At 60.0% G+C, this 18,057-nt stretch carries 15 protein-coding genes; 4 read left to right on the top strand and 11 right to left on the bottom strand.

The genetic code is table 11. The features are described from left to right. Window positions 1-15: 15 nt before the first annotated feature. Genes ABIB48_RS07250 through ABIB48_RS07240 form a run of 3 tightly spaced genes read right to left on the bottom strand, consistent with a single transcriptional unit; the run spans window position 16 to window position 4,050 of the window. Complete coding sequence (locus ABIB48_RS07250) at window positions 16-2,106, bottom strand: ABC transporter ATP-binding protein (RefSeq protein WP_354212737.1); 2,091 nt, start codon at window positions 2,104-2,106, stop codon at window positions 16-18. Between the two features lie 31 nt (window positions 2,107-2,137). Further along, window positions 2,138-3,064, bottom strand: a complete 927-nt coding sequence (locus tag ABIB48_RS07245; RefSeq protein WP_354212578.1) for an ABC transporter permease — start codon at window positions 3,062-3,064, stop codon at window positions 2,138-2,140. 2 nt (window positions 3,065-3,066) lie between these two features. After that, the gene (locus ABIB48_RS07240; protein ID WP_354212577.1) at window positions 3,067-4,050 is read right to left on the bottom strand and encodes an ABC transporter permease; all 984 of its coding nucleotides are present in this window, start codon (window positions 4,048-4,050) and stop codon (window positions 3,067-3,069) included. 499 nt (window positions 4,051-4,549) lie between these two features. Here ABIB48_RS07240 and ABIB48_RS07235 point away from each other — a divergent pair, with 499 nt between their 5' ends. The 3 genes from ABIB48_RS07235 to idi all read left to right on the top strand — a co-directional run bounded on the left by ABIB48_RS07235 (window position 4,550) and on the right by idi (window position 7,609). Beyond that, the gene (locus ABIB48_RS07235; protein ID WP_354212576.1) at window positions 4,550-6,376 is read left to right on the top strand and encodes a hypothetical protein; all 1,827 of its coding nucleotides are present in this window, start codon (window positions 4,550-4,552) and stop codon (window positions 6,374-6,376) included. 74 nt (window positions 6,377-6,450) lie between these two features. Further along, window positions 6,451-6,837: a hypothetical protein gene (locus ABIB48_RS07230; RefSeq protein ID WP_315914267.1), complete on the top strand. Its 387-nt coding sequence runs from the start codon at window positions 6,451-6,453 to the stop codon at window positions 6,835-6,837. A gap of 223 nt (window positions 6,838-7,060) precedes the next feature. Beyond that, a complete protein-coding gene (gene idi, locus ABIB48_RS07225) occupies window positions 7,061-7,609 on the top strand; it encodes an isopentenyl-diphosphate Delta-isomerase (protein ID WP_110104949.1) in 549 nt (182 codons plus the stop codon). Between the two features lie 57 nt (window positions 7,610-7,666). On the opposite strand, the gene ABIB48_RS07220 is transcribed toward idi, so the two are convergent. From ABIB48_RS07220 to ABIB48_RS07210, 3 genes are all read right to left on the bottom strand, one after another. Beyond that, a complete protein-coding gene (locus tag ABIB48_RS07220) occupies window positions 7,667-8,485 on the bottom strand; it encodes an SDR family NAD(P)-dependent oxidoreductase (protein WP_354212575.1) in 819 nt (272 codons plus the stop codon). 573 nt (window positions 8,486-9,058) lie between these two features. After that, the gene (locus ABIB48_RS07215; RefSeq protein ID WP_110104766.1) at window positions 9,059-9,790 is read right to left on the bottom strand and encodes a hypothetical protein; all 732 of its coding nucleotides are present in this window, start codon (window positions 9,788-9,790) and stop codon (window positions 9,059-9,061) included. Window positions 9,791-9,866: 76 nt separating this feature from the next. After that, window positions 9,867-10,664 carry a TetR/AcrR family transcriptional regulator gene (locus ABIB48_RS07210; protein ID WP_354212574.1) on the bottom strand — a complete coding sequence of 266 codons (798 nt, stop codon included), beginning with the start codon at window positions 10,662-10,664 and terminating at the stop codon, window positions 9,867-9,869. Between the two features lie 90 nt (window positions 10,665-10,754). On the opposite strand from ABIB48_RS07210, the gene ABIB48_RS07205 reads away from it, so the two are divergent. Beyond that, on the top strand, window positions 10,755-11,810 hold the full coding sequence (locus ABIB48_RS07205) for an alpha/beta hydrolase (protein ID WP_354212573.1): 1,056 nt from the start codon (window positions 10,755-10,757) through the stop codon (window positions 11,808-11,810). Between the two features lie 49 nt (window positions 11,811-11,859). On the opposite strand, the gene ABIB48_RS07200 is transcribed toward ABIB48_RS07205, so the two are convergent. From ABIB48_RS07200 to ABIB48_RS07180, 5 genes are all read right to left on the bottom strand, one after another. Continuing rightward, entirely contained in the window at window positions 11,860-12,528 is a 669-nt protein-coding gene (locus ABIB48_RS07200; protein ID WP_354212572.1) for an FMN reductase, read from the bottom strand. Window positions 12,529-12,648: 120 nt separating this feature from the next. After that, a complete protein-coding gene (locus tag ABIB48_RS07195) occupies window positions 12,649-14,157 on the bottom strand; it encodes a beta-N-acetylhexosaminidase (protein ID WP_354212571.1) in 1,509 nt (502 codons plus the stop codon). A 137-nt stretch (window positions 14,158-14,294) separates the two neighbouring features. Continuing rightward, window positions 14,295-15,134: an ATP-binding cassette domain-containing protein gene (locus ABIB48_RS07190; protein ID WP_354212570.1), complete on the bottom strand. Its 840-nt coding sequence runs from the start codon at window positions 15,132-15,134 to the stop codon at window positions 14,295-14,297. Beyond that, window positions 15,131-17,008, bottom strand: a complete 1,878-nt coding sequence (locus ABIB48_RS07185) for a dipeptide/oligopeptide/nickel ABC transporter permease/ATP-binding protein (RefSeq protein ID WP_354212569.1) — start codon at window positions 17,006-17,008, stop codon at window positions 15,131-15,133. Before ABIB48_RS07185 ends, ABIB48_RS07190 begins: the two co-directional genes overlap by 4 nt. Beyond that, complete coding sequence (locus tag ABIB48_RS07180) at window positions 16,978-17,919, bottom strand: ABC transporter permease (protein WP_354212568.1); 942 nt, start codon at window positions 17,917-17,919, stop codon at window positions 16,978-16,980. Before ABIB48_RS07180 ends, ABIB48_RS07185 begins: the two co-directional genes overlap by 31 nt. Between the last annotated feature and the right edge of the window lie 138 nt (window positions 17,920-18,057).

Raw genomic sequence — 18,057 nt, 5'->3', positions numbered from 1 at the left:
GAAGGCGCGCAGGGATCATGGCATCCCGGCCGCCAGCAAGCCGATTCGCTCAGCGTGGTGGCAGGCCACCACGCTGTTTTGCACGGCTCGGGGTTGTGGATCCTGGGTCCGGCACTGTTCCTGGCCTGGAGCGTCCATGAGTTTGTACAGAGGGCAGCGGGTGCGGAAGTTACAGCCCGTGATGTCCTCGGTGGGGCTCGGTAGGTCCCCCTCGAGGAGGATCCGGGTGCGGCTGCGCTCCACGGTAGGGTCTGGGACGGGCACGGCCGAGAGCAGAGCCTTGGTATAGGGGTGTTGCGGGTTCTCGAAGATCGCTTCCGCGGGCCCGCTTTCCACGATCCTGCCCAGATACATGACGGCAACGTTGTCAGAAATTTGCCGCACTACCGCCAAGTCATGGGCCACGAACAAGTAGGAGAGCCCCAATTTCTCCTGCAGGTCCTGCAACAGATTGATCACCCCGGCCTGGATGGAGACATCTAGTGCGGAAACGGGCTCATCCAACACCACAATCTTCGGGTCAGTCACCAAGGCCCGGGCAATGCCGATGCGTTGGCGCTGCCCTCCAGAGAACTCGTGCGGATACCGTGAGGCCATTGACGGGTCCAGCCCCACCAGATCCAGAACGGCCCGGACCTTTTCCAGCCGGTCCTTGGCAGGGACACCGTGAACGGTGAGTGGTTCCGCCACGAGATCCTGCACGGGTAGCCGCGGGTCAAGGGAGGCCATTGGGTCTTGGAAAACCACCTGTATTTCCTTGCGCAGAGCCTTCCGTTCCCTGGCAGTGAGCGTGGCCACATCCCGCCCGTTGATACTGACCTGCCCGGCTTGAGGCTTGGTGAGTTCCAAGATCTCCATGACAGTGGTGGACTTCCCACAGCCGGATTCACCCACCAGTCCCAAAGTTTGCCCTGTCCGCAGGTCAAAGCTGACACCGTCCACGGCCCGCACGGTACCTATAGTGCGTTTGAACACCGAGCCCCTAGACAAGGGGAAATGGCGCTCCAACCCCGCCACATCCAGCACTGTTTTAGGGGCCACTTGAGCCCGTTGCGCAGCGGCTACGGGTTCGGGTACAGGGTACAACTGGGTCCGGTCCAGCTCGCCGGAGGCAATCTCAGCCACGCGCAGGCAGGCGGCAGAGTTCAACGGGTCCTCACCGATGACTGTCAAGGGCGGCTCGGTGGAACGGCAGGCCTCAATGACTATCGGGCACCGGGGCGCAAAGGGGCACCCTGGCGCCAGGTTGCTCAATTGGGGCGGACGGCCCTCCAGCGGCACCAGCCGGGTATGCCCGGCCGTGGCCAGGTTCGGCATGGAACGCAACAACCCCACGGTGTACGGCATGGACGGTGCGTGGAACACTTGATCCACGGTCCCGGTCTCCACAATCCGCCCCGCGTACATGACGGCGAGCCTGTCCGCATTCCCTGCCACCACACCCAGATCATGGGTGATCAGCACCACGGCTGCACCTGTCATGTCCTTCGCCTTCTGCAGCACTTCCAGGATCTGCGCCTGGATGGTCACATCAAGGGCCGTGGTTGGTTCATCGGCGATGATGAGCCGCGGATTGTTTGCTATGGCAATGGCAATCATGGCGCGTTGGCGCATACCGCCGGAAAATTCGTGCGGGAAAGCTTGGGCGCGGCGCTCCGGATTGGGGATGCCCACCACCTTGAGCAGTTCCACGGCGCGTGCGTTGGCGGCAGCTTTGGAGAGCTTGCGGTCATGCAATCGCAGAGCCTCAGAAATTTGCACCCCAATGGTGTAAACGGGGGTCAGCGCCGAAAGCGGGTCCTGGAAAATGATCGAGATTCCTTCGCCGCGCAGCTTGGACATTTCCTTATCGCTGCGACCCAGCAGTGATTTGCCTTCAAAGAGGATATCTCCACTGATTTTTGCGTTCGAGGGCAGCAGGCCCATGACGGCCAGCGAGGAGACAGACTTTCCGGATCCAGATTCACCCACAATCCCCAGAAACTCACCCTGGTCCACATGGTAGCTAACTCCCCGCACGGCTGTGACTGCCCCGCCCGGCTGAGGGAAGGTGACATGGAGGTCGCGGACCTCCAGCAGGTGGCTCGATGCGTTGGTGGAGCTCATTTCATTGCTTGCTGCGGTGTCGATCAGGTTTTCAGTCACGGTTGACTCCCGAGGTCGGGTCTACGGCATCTCGGAGCGCATCGCCAACAAGGCTGGCTGAGAGGACTGTGAAGACGAGGATGGCTGCGGGGAAGATGAACAGCCAGGGGCGGGTGGCGGCTGCACTCTGGCCTGCCGCCAAGAGGGTGCCCAAGGAAACGTCAGGGGCTTGGATTCCGAAGCCGAAGAAGCTCAGGGTGGTCTCACTGAGGATTGCAGCACCTACGCCAAGCGTCGCGTCGATGATCAGCAGCGAGGAGACGTTGGGCAGCACATGCCTGCGGATGATGGTCCAGGTATCCACACCCATGAAGCGGGCGGCCTTGATGAAGTCGCGTTCGCGCAGCGAGCGGGTTTGGGCTCGGATCACCCTGGCCATGATCATCCAACCAAAGCCTGCCAGAAGGAAGATCAGCGCCACCCAGGACAGTTGCTTGAAAATGGGGCTGAGCAAAATGAACAGGAACAAGCTAGGCAGCACCAATAGTAGATCGATGACCCAGACTATTGCCCTGTCCCACCAGCCGCCAAGGTAGCCTGCCACGGCGCCCACCACACCGGCAACAATGGCGGCCAAGGGACCCACCAAAAGGCCAATGATCAGTGACTTGCGCAGGCCCACAATGGTTTGTGCATAAATGTCTTCGCCAATGTCACTGGTGCCAAACCAATGCAGACGGCTGGGACTTGATCCCATGTTGTAAACATCCAGATCCGTGTAGTTCCAGGCGTTGGGAACCAGGCCAAAGATGGCCCACAGGATGATGGCTCCCAGGCCGATGATGCCCACCCAGAACCGTGGTGTGCTGCGCAGCCGGGCCATGACCAGACGCAGACGGGAGACAGGCTTTGCCGAAAGCACCACGTCAGGAGTTAGCGCAGCAGCATCTGGTGCCGGCATTTCATCAAGCATGGACATGGCTACACCCGCACTCTCGGGTCAAGGGCTGCATACACAACATCGGCCAATGTTCCGGCTATCAGGATCAGGATGGCGTTGAACAAGATGGCCCCCGTAAAGGCATTAATATCGCTTTGAGAAATCGCTTGAACCAGCAATTCGCCCATACCGTGCCAGCTGAACACAAGTTCGGTGACGGCGGCACCGGCCAAGACCGTGGCGAAGGAGTAGGCAAAGTAGGTGGACATGGGGATCAGGGCTACCCGGACGCCGTGACGGACAAGAGCCGAACCGCGGGTTCGCCCCTTGGAGCGGGCGGTGCGGATGTAGTCAGCGGCCAGTACATCCAGCATGGCGCTGCGCTGGTATCTGGAATATCCGGCAGCGCCCATGAGGGCCAGCGAGATGGTTGGCAGCAGCAGGTGCCCTGCTCGGTCCCAGAATTGGACCCACCAGCCGCCGTCGAGCCCTGGGGTGTATTCGCCCGTGAAGCTGATCAGCTGAACACCTAGGAAGTTATTGAGCAACGTGGCAACAATCATCAACAAGATGCCCAGCACAAAAGATGGTGTGGCAAGAATGGTAAAGGAGGCTACGGAAATGGCTTGATCACTGAATTTGTATTGACGCACAGCGCCCCAGACACCCAGGGCAACGCCCACAAGAGCTGCAATGACGGTGCCAAAAATCAGCAGCCGCAGACTGGTTCCGGCGCGGGCCGCGATCTCACTGATCACGGACGTGTTATGAATGGTGTCGCCCAGGGACCCTTCGGTTACGAGCCGCACAATCCAAGCCCACAGCCGCTCCACCCAGGGGGTGTTCGGGTTGACGCCCAAGCCATCCAGGATGGAGTTGATGGTGGAATCACTGGGGCGCGGATTACGGCCAAGGTAGCGCGCAGCCGGGTTCAAGATGATGCTGGCCAGGACATAGGCGCTGAGCGTGGCGATGGCTGAAAGGATCGCGTAATTAATGAAGCGCTTGGCAATGAACCCGATCATTGCGGGGGCCTTACTTCAGCCTTGAGGGGGATTGCACCGGGGCTGACCGGGGCCCGCCATGATGCCGAAAGTAAGAGCATGTAACCGTCCTTGACCTGATCCACCGGCCCCGCCATGGATGGTGGCAGAGGCTTGCGTGAGCCTATATTTCCTTGGGTGAAAGACAGGAATGTAACCCGGCTCACACTCATTGATGCAAACATACCCCAGTGAACTTTCACTACGGCCAAGCAAATTGCCCAGCCCCGGCAGGACTGTCCGATCGGATCAATTCGATCCGATGGCACCCCTAAGCCATCAGCTTTCAGCAAAACCCTTTTAGTAGCATTCATCCAAACGAATAGGAATAATGTGGCTCAAACGTTACTCGCAGACTCAAATGAGATGATCCAAAAGGGCGTAACCTGCCACCCCTGAGCCATTGGCAGCATGGGCGCGCTGTAAGGTAAGTCACTACTACGATCCGGTACGATCCGGCGCAAACGATGGAAGGAGCCCCATGCCTGCACAGAAAAACAGGAAGCGGCTCCCGGCACCAGAGTCCCTCAGCCACCCCGCCCCAGCACAGCCCGCGGCGGAACACCCTGCCGTGGAACAACTCAGTGGCAAAGCGCTGGCTGCGCTCCTGATGGATCCACAGCGCAACATCACGGTGCTAGTCATCTCCCACATCCCGGAACAACAATTTCGTATTGATCCGCATGTGCTGGCCGCCCGGCTGGGTCAAGAAGCCCGGACCTTCATGGTGGTCAATGGGGATGAAACCCACCAGCTGGAAAAGGGTCTGCCCTCGCGCCTCCACATTTACGGCACAGGAGCCCGGGTCTATCCGCACGGCGAGCGATGGCTGGAGAGAGTTTCCCGTCCTCATCTTTTGCACCGGAGCACCGCATTGCCACAGCTGTACGACACCCTTGAGCATGAGGTTTTAGCTGCCCAACGCTTCAACCCATCACGGCCCCACACGGCTTCCCTGCCCGTGATTTCGCCAGCGGTGGTCAAGGGTTTCCCGGGCGAGGATAGGGCTCTGGTGGAGCTACTTCCTGGCGGCGAAACGGCCCTCATCTGTAGCGAGGATTTACTACCCGGTATTCCGCTGGATTGGCTGGTGGCAAAGGGCCAAGAGCTCACGGGAGTACTCAATCCGGCCACCAATGTTCTGGACATCAAGGCTCTCCTACTGCCCCACCCCTCCCCCGTCACCGTCTACCAACAAGGTGATGTGGCACTGGGCCGTGTCAAGTCCGTCAGTCCCCGCCACGCCTGCGTGCAACTTTGGCCTGGCAGTGATTTCCGCATTGGCGTGGAGCGGATCTCCTCCAATGACCTGGATTCAGCCGAAGATCTACTGACCGAGGGCGAGGTGGTCCGGGTCCGTGTTTTGTATGAGAACGGTGCGGTCCGGCTCTCCATGCTGGACGTGGACGACGACGAACCAGCCGTCCGCGCCCCTGCTCTCCTGCGCGGGGGCCCGCCCTGGCTGGAGGCGAACCGGCCCTACGCTTCCATCTTCACCACCGGCACGGCCGTTGCCTCCCCTTCCTCCCAGGCCCCCCTCGATAGCGGCGCTGCGGGTCTGACCGGCGTCGACCTTTCCCACCAGGAATCCCTACTCAGCCCAGCTCAACGACGCTCGGCGTTACAAAGCACACAGATGCAGCTGGAGTCCGCCCGCCACACCATTGCCGAGTTGCTGGCGGCGGCGAAGCGGCAGGGCGCTACGGATCAGGTGGCCCGGGCGCTGCAGGATCAGCTCAAGGAGGAGCGCCGCGGCTCCGGTGAGCTTGCCCGAGAACTGCATTTGGCCGAGCATCAAGTGGAGGTCCTCAAAACGGATCTGGCCAAAACGCGCGAGGCACTGGTGCAGGTCCGCAGACAGCGCCGTTCCGCCACGTCCAGGACTGAAAGTACGCCTGAAAAACTGTTTCTGGATCCGCAGGAGCAGTTCAATTTTGATCTGCTTGCGCTCTGGGCTCGGATGGTTCCTGCGGCCGAAAAGCGTCTCCATCCGCTGGGAAAATTCAGCAGCAGCCCACAGTTCCTGGAGTCGTGGGCGGCGCTGACGGAGCAACAACGCAACAAGACTTTGCGTGCCGTGGTGGATCTGGTGGCTGACCGGGCGGGACCGCTGCGCAAACGCGAACCTCATGTTCTGCGGCTCAACGACGGTGCCCATGCCGCCCCCACCCGTCGAGGCGAGGACGTGTGTTGGCGCCTCTATGTGGAGCAGGGAACGGCGGGGGCGCTGCGGCTGCACTACTGGAAGCTGCAGACGGGCGGCTATGAACTCCATGCCGTAGTACCGCATGACGTGGTGAAACCGTAGCCGGTGACGCCCGTAAACTGGACAGTCATCGAGTCCTCAATGACTCCTGGCATTCTTTAGGTACAAATATTTGCATGACGCGCAGCATGAGATTTTCCAGCAGTCGTTTTCTGGCCGCAATGGGGCTGACCGCCGCGATGGTTTTCGGCACCACCGCCTGCAGCGGGGACACCACAGACTTCCTGCGCGAGTTGCTTTCCGTGGATGCCAAGATCAAGTTGATGTATGACGTTGAACGGACGGACAAGGACGCCCGCATACTGGCTGCCGTTTTCACCTCAAGTGACGCATTTGTCAGCGCTGAGATCGCCAGGGTGGGACTTGGCTCAGCCGTAACCGTGGGCAAGAACTCAACGTTCCTCCCACCTGTCCACGATGCGCAAATTTCTGCAGCCACACAATCCTTGGATACTGCAGCCCGGCCACAGCGGGCTCCACAACAGCAGCAACGGCCGCTGTGATCACAGTGGCCGCCCAGGCTGCCGACGCTGAACGGATCCGCAACCTTCCACCCGTCTACGTTCCGCCAGCTCCGGCACCTTACGTTCCGCCTGCCTACCAGCCCACGGCGCAAGACTCCGGCGGCGGTTACCCCGGATACACTGGACCCCGGTGCTATGCGCCCGGAGGAAAGACGTACAGGCCGTGCTAGAACTGCTGCGAACGGAAGGAACTGGTCCCATCATGGGTCAAAAAATTGAGCTGGTCAGGTTATTAGATGACAACGGCGCTGAGATGGGCAGCGCGGACAAGTCGCTGGTCCACACGGCACAAACGCCCCTGCATCTGGCCTTCTCCTGCCACCTTTTCGATTCCCAGGGCCGCACTTTGCTGACCCGCCGCGCGCTCACGAAGCTGACGTGGCCGGGCGTATGGACAAATTCCTTCTGCGGCCACCCAGCCCCGGGCGAATCTTTCGAAGAAGCGATCATTCGCCGCGCCGCCGTGGAATTGAACATCACCGTGACCAACATTCAGCCGGCACTTCCGGACTTCAGGTACCAGGCTACGGACGCGTCAGGGATTGTGGAGAATGAAATCTGTCCCGTTTTTACCGCTGTTTATGACAGCGATGCCCCCCTCACACCCAACACCGAGGAAGTGTGTGACTGGGCCTGGAGCGACGTGGTGGACGTTGAGGAAGCAGTCACGGCCACGCCGTTCGCCTTCAGCCCTTGGCTGGTGGAGCAACTAGCCGAAGGTGTCTACACAGGCGGGCGCCTGCTCTCCTAAGCACTGCTTTGTGGATTCTGCTCTTCCGGTCACTGTTTCTTGCTCACTGTTGCTTCGTCACTGGACCATGGCTGCGCTGTGTTCCCAGAGCTGGAGCGCTAGTGCGGGATCTTGTGCTTGGCGGCTGGTCTTGGTCAGTTTCCGGCGCACGTAGTACTCCCCCGGAGTCCAATCAGTACCCGGTTGCGTGGTGGCAAGCCACACGAGAGTATCCGCGCCCTCAGCTGAGGTAAGGAGGAACTTCTTGGCCACCGAACTGTACATAAGTTTGATGGGGCCCGCCGAATCCGCTGAAAAGTTGCTTCCCACTATGCCCGGGTGAAAGGCAACAGCATTAACTCCGTGGTCGCCGTAGCGGCGCTGCAGTTCCTTGGTAAAGAAGATGTTCGCCAGCTTCGCGTTTCCGTAGGCGGCGTTGGTGCTGTAGTGCTTCACGGCGTCGAGGTCATCAATGTCGAACTTAGCCATCACCTTGTGCGCGGCGCTGGAGGTGTTGATGACAGTTGCCCGGTCAGCTACGAGCTTCTCAATCAGCAAGGTGGTCAGCAGGAACGGTGCCAGGTGGTTGACCTGAAAAGTTTTCTCATGCCCGTCAACTGTGACTTCGCGATGCCCCATGACGCCGCCGGCGTTGTTGGCCAGCACATCGATGCGCGGATACTTCGTGGACAATTCAGCGGCCAGCGTCCGCACCTGGTCTAGTTCCGTGAAGTCGGCAACGAAATAATCGCATTCCAGCTCGTGGGCAATAGCCTTGGTTTTCTCTGGTGAGCGGCCCACCAGCACCAGAGTGTCCCCCGGGTTGGCCAACATTTTTGCGGCGGCGGCGGCGCCAATACCGTCACTGGCACCTGTAATAACTGTTGTACGTTGCATTGCGCATCCTTAGAACGGATTTCAGCATACATCCCCTAAATTGGGACCAGCTGACAACGTACCCAGCGGTAATTCCGCCGGTGCTCACCTTGGACTTTCTCTATGCGCCTTGCTGGACGCCAGAGCTGGTGCTTATCCTCTCAAGTCCCTGGCTAACCCAGCTGAGCATGAGTTCAAGGCGCTGAAAAAGCATTGCGAAGGAAATACGCAGACACGGCAAGCCCTCAATCATCATCAGGTTGTTCCGGACCAAATCATCAGCTTACCCCGTGGGGGTTGTCATGATGGGCGGCGCCGTTGGCCGCTGACTCTATGAACCACTCACCCTGGAATGGGACGCCCATGAGCTGATGCCACATGGGGGCGGATCGGCTTTTCCAGAACCCACAACCTCGATTGCGCGGCTTGGCTGAAACACGTCCGCTTCGCCTGATATTGAGCAAGCCGGACATCCAATGGGTCTGCTCCAGGCAGTCCAAAGTAACCCCGCGCCAGCTTCGGACCAGGCCATGCGCATACCGAACGTGGCATCCAGGCTCGTGGCATTCTAGGCGGAACCAGCAGAAGGCCGGCTCAGGGGTGCGTGTCCGTACCACTTTCCGGGCCCTCGATCATCCGTGCCACCTGCTGCTCGAGGGAAGCTAAGGTGACGTCGGGAAGCACAATCACGCCATCGAGCTCACGCCGGACCCGTTTGATGGCCGTTTGGCGTTCTGCCGCAGTGGCAGCATCGTTTTCAGCGATGTTGATGAGTTTGCGGGCCGTCCCCAGCCGTTGGCGTTCATCAGTGCTGAAGCCCGAGTCCTTGATGCGGCGGGCTTCCATTTCAGCCACGTCAAACGCCACAGCGAAGGCGTTGACGGCGTTGCGGTAATCGTCCCACCTGCTCTTGGACGGAATCTCAGCGACATTGAGCGGACGCAAGCCATCGGCGTCGCGCTTGGCCCGAAGAAAGGCAACGGTCAGGGGTTCGCGGACGTCACTCATCATGGGAAAGTCAATAAGTTTGGCAATATCAAGCTCGTAGCGCAGCCAGCGCCGGTTGACTTCATCGTGATCAGCCATGACCTTCTCCACGTCCGCGGTGGTGACATCCGGATGAGCAGGCGGGACCTTTTCCTCCGTGTTGTGATGGATGGAAACGTCAAGCCCGGCAACTTCGGGATGTTTAAGCTTGTACATTTCGATCTTGCGCTCATGGGCACGATCACGGGAGGAAAGTAGCGCTTTGAAGGCACCTACCCCCATGCCCCCGAGAGGGAAAAGTAACCACCAGTACGCGGCAAATAGTTGTGGAAATGACATAGCACCATCCTGTCACCTTGATCACAAGCTACCTAAGGTTATGTGTGGCAACATGTGCTCACAGGCCTGACAAACGCTAAAACGGCGCGGCGGCCAGCTTGCGAATACCGGCCGAGGCATTGAAGACCAGTTGGTAGGAGACCTCAACGATCCGTTCCACGTTAACAGCAGCGCCCTCGAGCACCGCGTCAAGGAGCATGTTGTTAACTCCGCCCACCATGGAGACGGCAGTGAGCCTGGCAAAGTCCAGCACAGTGGCTGGCGAGGCTTTTTCACTGCGAAGTTCTGGGGCGGTTCCAGCGCCCGCATCAGCGCCCGCATCAGTGACCGCCGGCCGTTCTACAGTCCCTTCCGGGGAAACCCCAGCCAACAGCAAGAGCATGGCCATCGATTGGCCAGCAAATTCTTTCAAAATCTCGTGACGCTTCACTTCAAGCTCAGCAGAAACGCCAACCACTTCCACCAACATGATCCGGGCATGGCGAGGATCCGTTAACATAAATCTAACAACTGCGCCCAGACTGGCCCGGATGGCTTCGTGCAGCGTCGCCTCAGGATCCTGCAGAGCGGACTTTACGTGTTTCATCAACTTAATCGACAACTGGGCGTAAACAACAGTGAGTAGATGCTCACGAGATTCAAAGGACTCATAAAAATAGCGTTCACTCAGACCCGCGCCCTGGCACAACGTCTTAACCTTGGCAGCGGAGTAGCCCACAGTGCCAAAGACTCCCGTCCCCGATTCAATGAACTTCTGGTACCGCTCTTGGGTCCGCTCGGATGGCTCCAAACCCGAATACCGGCGCCCACTTGCGCCCCCGGCACAGGGTGTCTGCGGGAGGTCAGCGCTGGGAACAAATGAGTGCTCATTCACGAGGCTGATTCTACCGGGCGTGGTCAACGAGCCCGCAGACAGGCCGTGATCTGTGACCGGCGAAGCGTGACACAATGGCTGTGACTTAATATGACAGCAAGCACAGCCCCTAACAGCGAACAGCACCGGGACCACGAGCCGGAACGGCCCGAGCGTCCTGCTAAGCCTGCGCACCAGATACCCGATGTACCGCGCCGGCTGTTCTTACTCACCATGGGCGCAAGCGCCCTCACCACGGCTTTTCAAGCCAACATTGCATTGGATGCCCGGTTCACTGAGCGCAGCCAGTACCGCATCACCACCCCGGACAATGACGAGAACAAGCTAGCAGCCGCCCGTTTCCCAGGAAAGACCTGGTACTTGCTCGGTGGATTCCGGGTCAGCTACCGCGATGCCGGGCGCAAACTTCAAGCACTGCAACCGGCCATGAACCAGCGAGCCTCAGCATCCTTTATTGGCTATTCCAACGAGGGCATTGACATAGCCTCGCTCTTCATCGCCATCCAGCGCGATGTTTTTGCACGCAAAATAGACACCGTGTATTTCTACGGAGACAGCTTTGGCGGGATGGCCGCCGTGGTGCTGGCCTCTTTGTTGACCCAGATTGGGGTCAAGGTGCGGGTTATTGTGATGGGCTCCAGCCCCAGTGATGTGGCCGATACCTTGGACCCTGGCAAGGAATACATCTCGGTAGCAGGCAAGGTAGTGCCCTATCTGGGCATAATGGGCCGCCTGGCCGCCGGGCTTTTGGGCGGCCTCGCTAATCCCAACGGTCAGGGCATGTATGAAGCAGCCCGCAGCGGTGTGGCCCGATCCTTTGACCCAAACAACAATTCGCTCATTCTCAGCACCACCCAGGCCACGTTTCTGCAGGCCTTTCCCCGCCAGTACGACGGCGGTGTGCCCACCAGCACGGGGATCGGTCTGATTTACGATCCCGAGGATTTCATTGTCAACGCCGCCCAAGCAATCCGCGGCTGGGAATCACTGCTGCCGAGCAACCCGCACTTTGTCTATAACGTCCCGCACACGGGCCATGCCAGCCCTGAAATCCATCCCGAGATTTACCGCACTGCACTCATGGTGGTCCTTGACACGCTGGATCCGCCACCACTGACGGTAAAACCCGAGCAACCCATTTTCTAGCTGTGAGCGTGCCCGCAAGTTAGCACTTAGCTGCCTTGCACATCAGCACTTAGCGGCGCTGTGTCTGGGCAAGCAGTTCCTCAAACGGCAGGGACGAAGCCTGGCTCATCTGCCGCTGCGCCCTTTTGGTCTTGTGATCGGGATTCCCGGCACGGTGCTCCTCACCGAGCAGAACGGCAACCAGCTCGGCAGCCCCCTGCGCGATTCGCTGCTCGAGTGGGTCAGTGCCGGATCCGCCCCAGTCCTCTGGGGAGGCATAAATGGCGGTGGGCATGGTGTTGGCACGCAAGTAACTAAACAGCGGACGAATAGCCATGTCAAGAACCAGGGAGTGGCGGGAGGATCCACCAGTTGCACCGAAGAGAACAGGCATGCCGTCAAGAATTTTCGGATCCAGAATGTCAAAGAAGGACTTGAACAGCCCCGAGTATGAGGCACTGAACGTGGGCGTTACAGCGATCATGGCATCGGCCGCTTCCACACGCGCAATGACCTCTGCCAAAGTAGGCCCGGCGTAACCGGTGACCATGTTGTTGGCAATGTCAGTGGCGTAGTCGCGAAGATCAATAACATCAATGACCGGCTCGGCTCCTGCAGCAGAAACGCGCGAACGCACCTCGGCAGCTAGTTGATCTGCAAGCATCCGTGTACTTGACGGAACGCCCAGACCGGCTGAAATAACAACTACGGTACGCTGCACATCTACTCCTTGTTTCATGCGTTTGCATCTACCGGAGTCAACGGCTGTGCTGCCCGGGTTATTCCCGTCCAGCACAGCCAGATTCGACGGCGCACGGCGCTACGCCCGCGCTACTCTCCGCAACAACTCAGGAGCTACTTACTTCAGGAATTCGCGCCCGGGCCAGCGGGACACCGCAGAAGAGCGCGTCATGAACGTGTCATAGTCCATTCCGGGCACCACACCGCGCCACATCTTCTGGGCCAGCAACCCGAAGGCAGGCTCCATCATGGCGTGCATGACGTGCTCGTCATAGTCCTTGAGAACAAGATCATTCCACAGTGCGCTGGCTGCCCCGAGCAACTGGGGGTGCTGCGGGTAGAGGTTCTTGCCTTCACCAAAAACGTGCGGCTCCCACGTATCGAAGAGCAGCTGCCCGTCCAGCGCACCACCGTGGTAGTAATCGGCAAACGGAACAATGTACAACAGATCATCATTGGTGTTGATGATGTTGTAGCCGTCAGCCACGGCGGCTTGGCCGCTGTACCAGTCATTGTTCCAGGAACAGATTGTCACGTCGCGGCTATACCCGCTCTCGGGGTGGCCGGCGCCGTTGGCCATGGTGCTCAGGCTCCCCCAGGCCATGGGTGCCTTGCCCAAGGACCGGAGGTGGGCGCTGATGCCATTGAAGAACTGGCGGTACTCGGGTTCGTGGTCCTTGGCGTATTCATCGGCGCCAAAGTGCACCACGGGGCTTCTAAACCACGGCACAAATTCACTGAACAATTCCTTGACCAGCTCTGTGGCTTCCGGGCGGGACAAATCCAGCATGTCCGAATCCCCACCGTTGAGCCCCAGCTCCGGCTTCCACTTGATGAGCGAGCGGGCGTGGGCGGGGACATCGATCTCGGGGATCAGGTTCACGTGGTGAGCTGCCGCAAGGTCCTCCAGTGCATCCCACTGCGCCCGGGTGTAGCTGCCATCCGTGGCCGCCAGCCCGGCAAACTGCGGGTTCTCGGACTCGAGCCGGAACGCCGCCTGGGCCACATCCCAGCTGCGCTTGGTGTCCTTGGCAATCTCATTATCGTTGAGGTGCACCATGAACGTGTTGAGCTTGAACCAGCCCATGTACCGCACCATGTCCGAAAGGAACGCTGTCTGCGAGAACCGCCGCCCAACATCCAGCATGAATCCGCGTACCGGGTAGTTGGGCCAGTCCACGGCCGTGCCGCACGGCAGTTCGCGGGAGGCAAGCAGCATCTGCAGCAGTGAGCGGGTGCCCCAAAAGATACCTGTCAGCGTCCGTGCTTCAAGCACGACGCCGTTGCCCACCCTGAGCACATAACCTTCCTGATCCGCTGTGGCGTGGTCTGTGCCAAAGTCAACCGCCGGATTCAAGGACAGCACAATGTTCACCCCGGCGCCCAGTTCACCGAGCGCCCCAGGCCCGGCCTGCCCGGCAGTGTTCTGCCCTGAAACTGTGGCGCTAATGCCAGCCACTTCAGCAAACTCCTCCACCAGCTGATGTGCCAGCTCGGCCAGGGAATCATGGTTCCAGTGCACCTGGCAGCCATCGGCCACAGTCACGGTGCCATCACCGGCGCTCCAGCGCTGAAGGGCGGGGACCACCACGGGCCCGTGTGTGCTCGGGGCTGCTGTCTCATTCATGGGTGCATCCGTTTCCGTCTGGGGGTTAAAAACTGTGGATTAGACTCTGTGGGCTAAATTCCGTGGCTTAAATAAGGTGCGCCGGCCCCAGTTTAAGGGACCGGCGGTGGCAGAAGGAGTTCCTCTGCCGGCAGTGCTTAGGCGGTGCTGGCCGTTGCCGCCATTGCCAGCCGCTCCTGCCGGCGCTGGCGCTGGCGGACGGGATCGGCAATGGGAGATGCCATCAGCAGGCGCCGGGTGTAATCGTTCTTCGGGTTTTCCGTCACCTCGGCGGCGTCCCCCATTTCCATGACTTCTCCACGGTAGAGCACACAAACCCTGTGACTCAAGTGCCGAACCACGGCCAGATCATGCGAGATGAACAGGTAGGCCACGCCGGTCTGTTCCTGGATTTCCAAAAACAAGTCAAGGACCCGTGCCTGGGTGCTCAGATCCAACGCAGAGACAGGTTCGTCGCAGACAATCAGCTTAGGTTCCATGGCCAGGGCCCGGGCAATGGCCACGCGTTGGCGCTGGCCGCCGGAAAATTCCCGTGGCAGGCGCGTCCCTGCATCTGCGGGCAGATGCACCCGTTCCAGCAGTCCGGCAACTTTGGCCCGGGCTTCTGCTTTTCCTTTGCCCTGGACAATGAGCGGCTCGGAGAGGATGTCCGCAATGGTCATGGCCGGGTTAAGAGAGGTGTATGGATCCTGAAAAACCACCTGAATATCGCGGCTGACCTGACGGCGTGCCGCCCCACTGAGGTGAGAGATGTCCTGCCCGTTGAAGGTGATACTGCCTTCGCTCACAGGCGCCAAGCCCAGGACAGCACGGCCAATGGTGGTTTTACCGGAACCCGACTCCCCCACCAGGCCCACGGTCTCGCCGGCTTTGACGTCCAGGTTGATGCCCTTCAGGACACGCACGGGGGGCTTGCGCCAACCTTTGACGGGGTATTCGGTGACCAGGTTACTTACCTGGAGCAATGTAGCACTCACAGTGCAGCCTCCTGAAGTGGTTCATCTACGGGCCGCAGCAGCCGGGTGCGGGGCGTCTTGTCTTCCAGCCCGGCCTCAAGGAGCATGCGCGTATACGGGTGTTGCGGGTTGGCAAAGAGCACCTCAACGGTGTTCTGTTCCACGATCTGGCCCAGTTTCATGACGGCAACGCGGTCACAAAGATCGGCCACCACACCAAAGTTGTGAGTCACCATGACCACTGCCATGTCTTTTTCCTTCTGCAGTTCGCGCAGCAGATCAAGAACTTCGGCTTGAACAGTCACATCCAGCGCAGTAGTGGGCTCATCGGCGATCAGAACATCCGGATCACACGCCACAGCGCCGGCAATGAGCACACGTTGTGCCATGCCGCCGGAGATCTGGTGCGGGTAGGAGTCAAAAGTACGCTGCGGATCGGCAATGCCCACCCGATCCAACATGGCCAGCGCCTTGGCCTTGGCGTCCTTGGCGGACAGGCCCAACTGCTTGCGCAATGGCTCCACCAGCTGGAAGCCAATCTTGAACGAAGGGTCCAGATTGGACATGGGCTCCTGCGGAATATAGGCCACTTTTTTGCCCAACATGGAGCGCATGGCGCCCTTGGACAATCCGGGCAGCGATTGACCGGCGATCTCAATTGTGCCGCCGGTGACCCGTCCCCCGGAAGGAAGCAGGCCCAAAATTGCCCACGCGGTCTGAGTTTTTCCGGAGCCGGATTCACCCACTAGACCAAGGATTTCACCCCGCCGCACACCCAGGGATACGCCGTTGACAACGTCCTTGATCCCATCCGCGCTAGGGTATCCAACCCGGAGCCCACGCACAGCCAGAACGCTGCCGTCCGGGACCTCATCAAAGCCGGGAACAGGGCTCTGCCCCCCAGCGAAAGCCGCGGGTTCCGGCGCTGCGGGCGTGACGGCGTCGTTCTTCTTGGCGGACTGCTTGGCTGAAGAGGTACTGCGACGGCGTACCCGCGGCCGGTCTTCCAAGGCGTCCCGAAGGCTGTTGCCGAAGATGATCAGTGCGGCGTTGACAACGCCCAAGGCGATGCCGGGCCACAGCATCAGGCCGGGGGCAATGTAAAGGTTGACGAGGGCTTCGTTGAGCATGGTTCCCCAACTGGGAACAGTGACGTCTCCCAAGCCCAGGAAGTCCAGACCGGATTGCACGCCAATGACTACCACGCCGGCCAGGGCCGCGTAAATGATGATGGGTGCTCGGATAGCCACTAGAACGTGACGGCCCAGGATGCGGGTCAGCGACAGCCCGGATACCCGGGCAGCATCAACATAAAGTTCGTTGCGCACGCCGCTGACAATGGCGCGGACCAGCCGGTGGAAGCCGGGGGCCATCAGTACGCCAAACACGGTCATGCTCAGCCACACGTTGGAGCCCCAGGCGGCACGGACGGCCAGCAGGATCATGATGTTGGGAAGGGCAATGAGCAAGTTGGAGACCCAGTCAACGCTGGAATCCAGTGCGCCGCCAAAGTAGCCGGCAAACAAGCCCGTGGTCACGCCAATGGCCATGGCCACAATCAGCGCCAAGGCGGCGCCGCCTAAGGTAATACGGCCGCCGTAAACAATGCGGGAAAAGACGTCACGGCCGGCACTATCCGTGCCAAGCCAATGCTCGGGGCTGGGGCCCAGCAGGGCCTGGCCAATATCCGAGACGGAGGGGTCAAAACGTGTCAGCAGCGGTGCCAGGATGACGGCCAGGACTATGAAGGCCAGCACGCCCAGGGAAATTGCCGCCATGGGAGAGGAGGCAATGCGGGAGCCAAGGCCCTGCCGCTGAGCGGATGCGCTCTTGGGTGCCGCGGTTGCGGGTTCTAGGGCTTGGGTCATGACAACCGCACTTTCGGATTCAGCCACCCATTGATCAGGTCAATGAGCAGGTTGACAATGACAACAATGACAACGGAGATCACCACGGCGCCTACAACGATCGGAATGTCTCCAACACCCGTGGCGTCCACGGCGATGCTACCGAGTCCGGGAAGGGCAAAGACGCGCTCAATCATGACAGCCCCTGACATCAGGGCAATGAAGTTCAAGGACATGACCGTCAGTGTGGGGGGTGCGGCATTGCGCAGGACGTGACGGAACAGCACGCTTGCCTCGGACAGGCCACGGCTACGCAAAGTGCGCACGTAGTCCATCTCCAGTACCGCGATGGTGGCACTGCGCACTTGTTGGGACAGGCCCGCAACAGCGCCGATGGCCAGTGAGAAGACAGGAAGCGTCAGGCTTAGTAGCCAGCCACTGAGCGATTCGCCGAAGGGTGTGTACCCGGTGGCGGGTACCAGGCCCCAGTCAATGGACACCTTGACCACCAGAACAAGCGCCAGCCAGAAGCCTGGAAAGACCAGGCCCGCCACTGAAACCACTTGCAGCAGTTTGTCCAGCCAGCCCCTGTACAGTGCCGCAACTATGCCCACCACAACGGAGATGACGGTGGAGATGATGACAGTGCCCACGGCAATGGAAAGTGTCACAGGGACGCGGGTTGCCAGCAGGTAGCTGACCGATTCGGCATTGAACCAGGACTGACCCAGATCGCCTCGAACCGCACCAAGGAGCCAGTGCAGATATTGGAGAATCATGGGATCATTCAGGCCCAGTTCAGCCTGCTTGGCTGCCAGCTGTTCTACTGAGGCCTGGTCACCGAGAATATTGCGCGCCACGTGCTCGCTGTTGGCAAGCATCAAGGCAAACACAATGAAGGAGGCAGCTGCCACCAATGCAATGCCCGACCCGATGCGCCGGAAGATGTAGGAAATCAAGGGCCAATCCTTGGAAGGTTAGGGTGGCGGGGGGCGGGGATACCGCCCCCCCCCGCGGGGGGGGGGGGTTTTTATTAGCCCGGGCGCAGTTGTATATAGACGGCACCCGCGGGGCGGTCTGGGCACTCACCGGGACGG

Origin of the sequence: Arthrobacter sp. UYCu511 (assembly GCF_040547105.1) — a bacterium.
GTDB lineage: Bacteria > Actinomycetota > Actinomycetes > Actinomycetales > Micrococcaceae > Specibacter > Specibacter psychrochitiniphilus.
This window is presented reverse-complemented; position numbering and strand designations above follow the sequence as displayed.

Bases quoted from the DNA above. Each gene is read 5' to 3' on its own strand.
- ABIB48_RS07235 (WP_354212576.1), top strand. From the start codon at position 4,550: ATGCCTGCACAGAAAAACAGGAAGCGGCTCCCGGCACCAGAGTCCCTC.
- ABIB48_RS07250 (WP_354212737.1), bottom strand. From the start codon at position 2,106: ATGAGCTCCACCAACGCATCGAGCCACCTGCTGGAGGTCCGCGACCTC.
- ABIB48_RS07205 (WP_354212573.1), top strand. From the start codon at position 10,755: ATGACAGCAAGCACAGCCCCTAACAGCGAACAGCACCGGGACCACGAG.
- ABIB48_RS07195 (WP_354212571.1), bottom strand. From the start codon at position 14,157: ATGAATGAGACAGCAGCCCCGAGCACACACGGGCCCGTGGTGGTCCCC.
- idi (WP_110104949.1), top strand. From the start codon at position 7,061: ATGGGTCAAAAAATTGAGCTGGTCAGGTTATTAGATGACAACGGCGCT.
- ABIB48_RS07220 (WP_354212575.1), bottom strand. From the start codon at position 8,485: ATGCAACGTACAACAGTTATTACAGGTGCCAGTGACGGTATTGGCGCC.
- ABIB48_RS07200 (WP_354212572.1), bottom strand. From the start codon at position 12,528: ATGAAACAAGGAGTAGATGTGCAGCGTACCGTAGTTGTTATTTCAGCC.
- ABIB48_RS07245 (WP_354212578.1), bottom strand. From the start codon at position 3,064: ATGTCCATGCTTGATGAAATGCCGGCACCAGATGCTGCTGCGCTAACT.
- ABIB48_RS07215 (WP_110104766.1), bottom strand. From the start codon at position 9,790: ATGTCATTTCCACAACTATTTGCCGCGTACTGGTGGTTACTTTTCCCT.
- ABIB48_RS07230 (WP_315914267.1), top strand. From the start codon at position 6,451: ATGACGCGCAGCATGAGATTTTCCAGCAGTCGTTTTCTGGCCGCAATG.
- ABIB48_RS07240 (WP_354212577.1), bottom strand. From the start codon at position 4,050: ATGATCGGGTTCATTGCCAAGCGCTTCATTAATTACGCGATCCTTTCA.